Source organism: Candidatus Protofrankia californiensis (assembly GCF_900634765.1).
Lineage (GTDB): Bacteria > Actinomycetota > Actinomycetes > Frankiales > Frankiaceae > Protofrankia > Protofrankia californiensis.
The window spans coordinates 1-3,542 of sequence record NZ_CAAAFT010000088.1 but is presented as its reverse complement, the minus strand read 5'-3'; the positions used below and the strand labels follow the sequence as shown (position 1 = coordinate 3,542).

Sequence of the window (3,542 nt, the reverse complement as noted above, 5' to 3'; positions counted from 1 at the left end):
GTTCGCCGCCCGAGCCACCAGTGCGATCTTGCTCTCGACGAGCCGGGGCAGTGCGGCTCCGGCAACCTTGGGCCAGAAGTAGCCGAGCTGCCGTAGCGCGGCCGCGTGGAAGGTACGCGCCTGGACGCCGTCGGCGTCGAGCGTCCGCAGGCGTCCGCGCAGCTCCCCGGCCGCGCGTGTGGTAAAAGTCACAGCAAGTACCTGGCCGGCCGGGACCGTGCCCGAAGCGACCAGATAGCCGATCCGATGAGTGATCGCCCGCGTCTTGCCCGTGCCCGCACCGGCTAAGACGCAGACCGGGCCGACCGGGGCGAGCACCGCCCGGCGCTGCTCCGGATCGAGCGCATCGACCAACCACTGCCCGGACACACCCGGCCCGCCCTCGAACGGCGCGTCCGGCACCAGCGGTACCGCGGGCACCGGGTCGTCGACGGTCGCACGCGCCATGGGAGGAACGGTAGCCGCCGCCACCGACGGGAAGCGACCGGGCCGCGCCGTGGTTATGAAGATTTGTTCTGCCATGGCCACGGAAAGGACCGTTCGTGCTGACGATCTATACCACGTCGTGGTGCGGCTACTGCACCCGTCTCAAGCGCCAGCTCGACCAGGAAGGTATCCCGTACGAAATGGTCGACATCGAGCAGAACCCGCAGGCCGAGCAGATCGTTCGAGCGGTCAACAACGGCAACGCAACTGTACCCACCGTTGTCTTCGACGACGGCACCGCGATGACGAACCCAAGCTTGCGCCAGGTTACCGAGAAGGTCGCTTCTGCCGCATAACGGATACCCAGAGCAACAGACGCCAGCAGTCGCGCGCCGACTTGAGCCCGTAGAGCTTGATCGGGGGACGGTCTCCGTCACTGCCCGTGAAGTTTGTGGGAGAGTTCGGGCTGTGTCGTCAGTACCTTCAGCACCTACGTGGAGCGCAGTCGATGCCGCGCTGCAGGCCGCGGGCGCCGTCCATCAGATGGAAGCGACGGGCTTCGTGGTCCTGTCGGGCTCGACCGCGACCTACCAGCGGACGGCAGGAACCCTGCCCGGCCTCGACGCGGGTCTGACGCTGCCCTGGAGCGAGACCGTCAGCACGCGGGTGCTCGACGGCGCGCCCGTCGCCCTGGCGGGCGTCAGCGACGATCCCGCGTTCGCGGGGACGGACGAACCGTCGCGCCTGGGAGTCCGCAGCTACGTCGCCATGCCGGTATTGGGCGACGATGGACGGTTACACGGTCTGCTTGTCGGGCTCGATCGACAGCGTGTCACCATCACCACGCCCGCGGTCACATTGCTGCGAGGCATCGCCGACGCCCTGGGTGCCGTCGTGGGTGAGGCCGAACGCGTCGAGGCAGCCGAACGTGCGGAGACCGCACGCCGTAAGCCACCGTCGGCTCCGACCGCGCAGCCGGGCGGAGCCGCGGCCCGGCCCGCGCGTCCGGGGCCGGCCCCGGGCGGGCCGCCCGCCCGGGGCCCCGCAGTCACGCCCGCGGCGCCGCCCTCGCCCACCGGGCCCTCACCGACCGCTCGTCCCGAGCTGTGCTTGCGCAGGGCCCCGGTCGGATGGATCGTGGAAGGCCCCGCAGGCGAGGTCCGACCGGTCGGTGACCTGCTGTCCGCGATGGTTCTCGCCGACCTGCTCGCCGAGGACCTCGCTCCACCCGGCCGGCCCCGGCGTCCCGATCACGACCTGACCGAGATCGAACAGCTGCGGCTGTCGGTGGTGCAGCTGGAGCACGCGCTCGCCTCACGGGTCATCGTCGAGCAGGCAATAGGCGTACTGGCCGAACGTCACCGTCTGCGACCTCGGGAGGCGTTCGAGCGGCTCCGGCGGACCGCTCGCGGCATGGGACGACGCGTACACGACCTCGCCCGGCAGGTGGTCGAGTCGGTCTCCGACCCACGGACGGTCCTGCCCGGGGAACTGGCCGGTCGCGGTGGCAGCGCTCCCCGACCGGCACCGCCGCGGGCCAACCAGTCCCGTCACTGACTCCGACGGCTGCGGGCCGGCTCCGGAGCGGTTCGGAGCTGGTCCCGGAACCGCGGCTGCGGACCAGCCCCGGGCCGGCTCCTCTGGACCAACCGGGCCGGCTCTGGGCCGGCTGCGGCCCAACCGGGCCCGCGGTCTGGGCTGGCTGCGGGCCGGTCAGCCGGTGGCGACCTCGGCGATGACCTCGGGAACGGTCTCGACGACGGCCCCCACCTCGGAAGCGATCTTCTCCGCGTCCCCGACCAGGACGGTGACCAGCCGCGTCGGCGCGAGCACCTGCGTCGACAGCTCCAGCACCTCCTGCGGTGTCACCTTCGCCAGCGCCACGGGATGGTCGTGCAGGTACTCGATACCGATCCCCGCTCCGGCCAGTGCCGACAAGGTGGACGCGAGCCCCACGCCGGTCGCCGTGGACAGCGCCAGTGTCCCGACGGCGTACTGGCGGGCCGCGTCGAGCTCCTCGTCCGACACGGGCAGCACCGCCATCCGGCCCAGCTCATAAAAGATCTCAAGCAGCGCAGGCCCGGTCACGTCGGTTGCCACGTCCGCCGTCACCGTGAACCGGGAGCCCGCGACCGGGTAGTCGACCGAACTACGCGGCGAGTAGGTGTACCCCTTGTCCTCCCGGATGTTGGAAACCAGCCGTGAGCTGAAGTAGCCACCGAAAATGGTGCTCGCGAGACGCTGCGCGGCGTAGGAGGGGTGGTGGCGATCCACCGCCGGGCCACCGATGCGGATGTTCGTCTGCACCGCGCCAGGCCGATCGATGATCACGACGGGTCCGGTGCGCAGGGCCGGGAGCGACGGCGTCACGTCAGCGGCCGTCCCCCGCCACTGGCCGAGCACCGCCTCCACCCGCTCGAGCGCGGCCTGCGGCTCGACGTCGCCGACGAGGGTCAGGACCGCGCCCACCGGTGACACGCGCGCGGCGTGCAGCGTCCGCACGTCGGCCTCGGTCACCTGCGCCACCACGTCCGGTGTCGGTGTTTCGCTGCCGTAGGGATGGTTGCCGTACATCCGGCGCAGCAGGCCCTCGCGGGCGATCAGCGCGGGCTGGCTGTGGGCGATCGTGGCTTCCTCGACCATCCGGTCGCGTTCACCGGCGAATTCACCGCTGGGGTAGGTCGCGCCGGTCAGCACCTCCGCGATCAGGTCCAGCAGCGGGACGAGATTGGTCGCGAGCGCGGAGCCCACGATCGCCAGCCGGTCGGCGTCCACTCCGGTCGACAGCGCCCCACCGAGGGACTGGACGACGGTGGCAAGCTCCACCCGGTCCCGCAACTGTGTCCCGGTGAACAGGGTCTCGGCGAGGAGCTCGCCACGGGCCTGGTGCACCGCACCCCGCCCGGTGAACGGGATCCGTAGCCGTACCTCCACCAGTGGCACGGTCGTCCGCCGGACCACCAGCACCCGCAGACCACCCGGAAGGATCCGCTCGGCCACCGTGGGGAGTTCGGCCGCCACGGTCGGAGTCACCGCCGGGATGACGGACGGCGACGTCCCGGCCGCTGGGGCGCCGCCGGAAGCTTTCCCAATGGTTGCGGCGCTCACCGCGACCT

Annotated in this window: 4 protein-coding genes; 2 read left to right on the top strand and 2 right to left on the bottom strand. The window is 71.3% G+C overall.

Annotated elements, in window-relative coordinates; genetic code table 11:
• Nucleotides 1-447, bottom strand: a 447-nt coding sequence (locus DD1DGNOD_RS28800) for a UvrD-helicase domain-containing protein (protein WP_241255476.1), incomplete at its 3' end; no start/stop codon positions are given.
• 95 nt (nt 448-542) lie between these two features.
• Here DD1DGNOD_RS28800 and DD1DGNOD_RS05200 point away from each other — a divergent pair.
• Complete coding sequence (locus tag DD1DGNOD_RS05200) at nt 543-782, top strand: mycoredoxin (protein ID WP_131765516.1); 240 nt, start codon at nt 543-545, stop codon at nt 780-782.
• 187 nt (nt 783-969) lie between these two features.
• Nucleotides 970-1,983, top strand: coding sequence for a GAF and ANTAR domain-containing protein (locus DD1DGNOD_RS05195; RefSeq protein WP_346434270.1), 1,014 nt, complete (start codon nt 970-972; stop codon nt 1,981-1,983).
• A 156-nt stretch (nt 1,984-2,139) separates the two neighbouring features.
• Here the strand turns inward: DD1DGNOD_RS05195 and DD1DGNOD_RS05190 are convergent, their stop codons facing one another.
• Nucleotides 2,140-3,534, bottom strand: coding sequence for a M16 family metallopeptidase (locus DD1DGNOD_RS05190; protein ID WP_206442963.1), 1,395 nt, complete (start codon nt 3,532-3,534; stop codon nt 2,140-2,142).
• Between the last annotated feature and the right edge of the window lie 8 nt (nt 3,535-3,542).

What these genes read in the sequence shown, in the direction of transcription:
- DD1DGNOD_RS05195 (WP_346434270.1), top strand. Translation starts at nt 970, where the DNA reads ATGGAAGCGACGGGCTTCGTGGTCCTGTCGGGCTCGACCGCGACCTAC.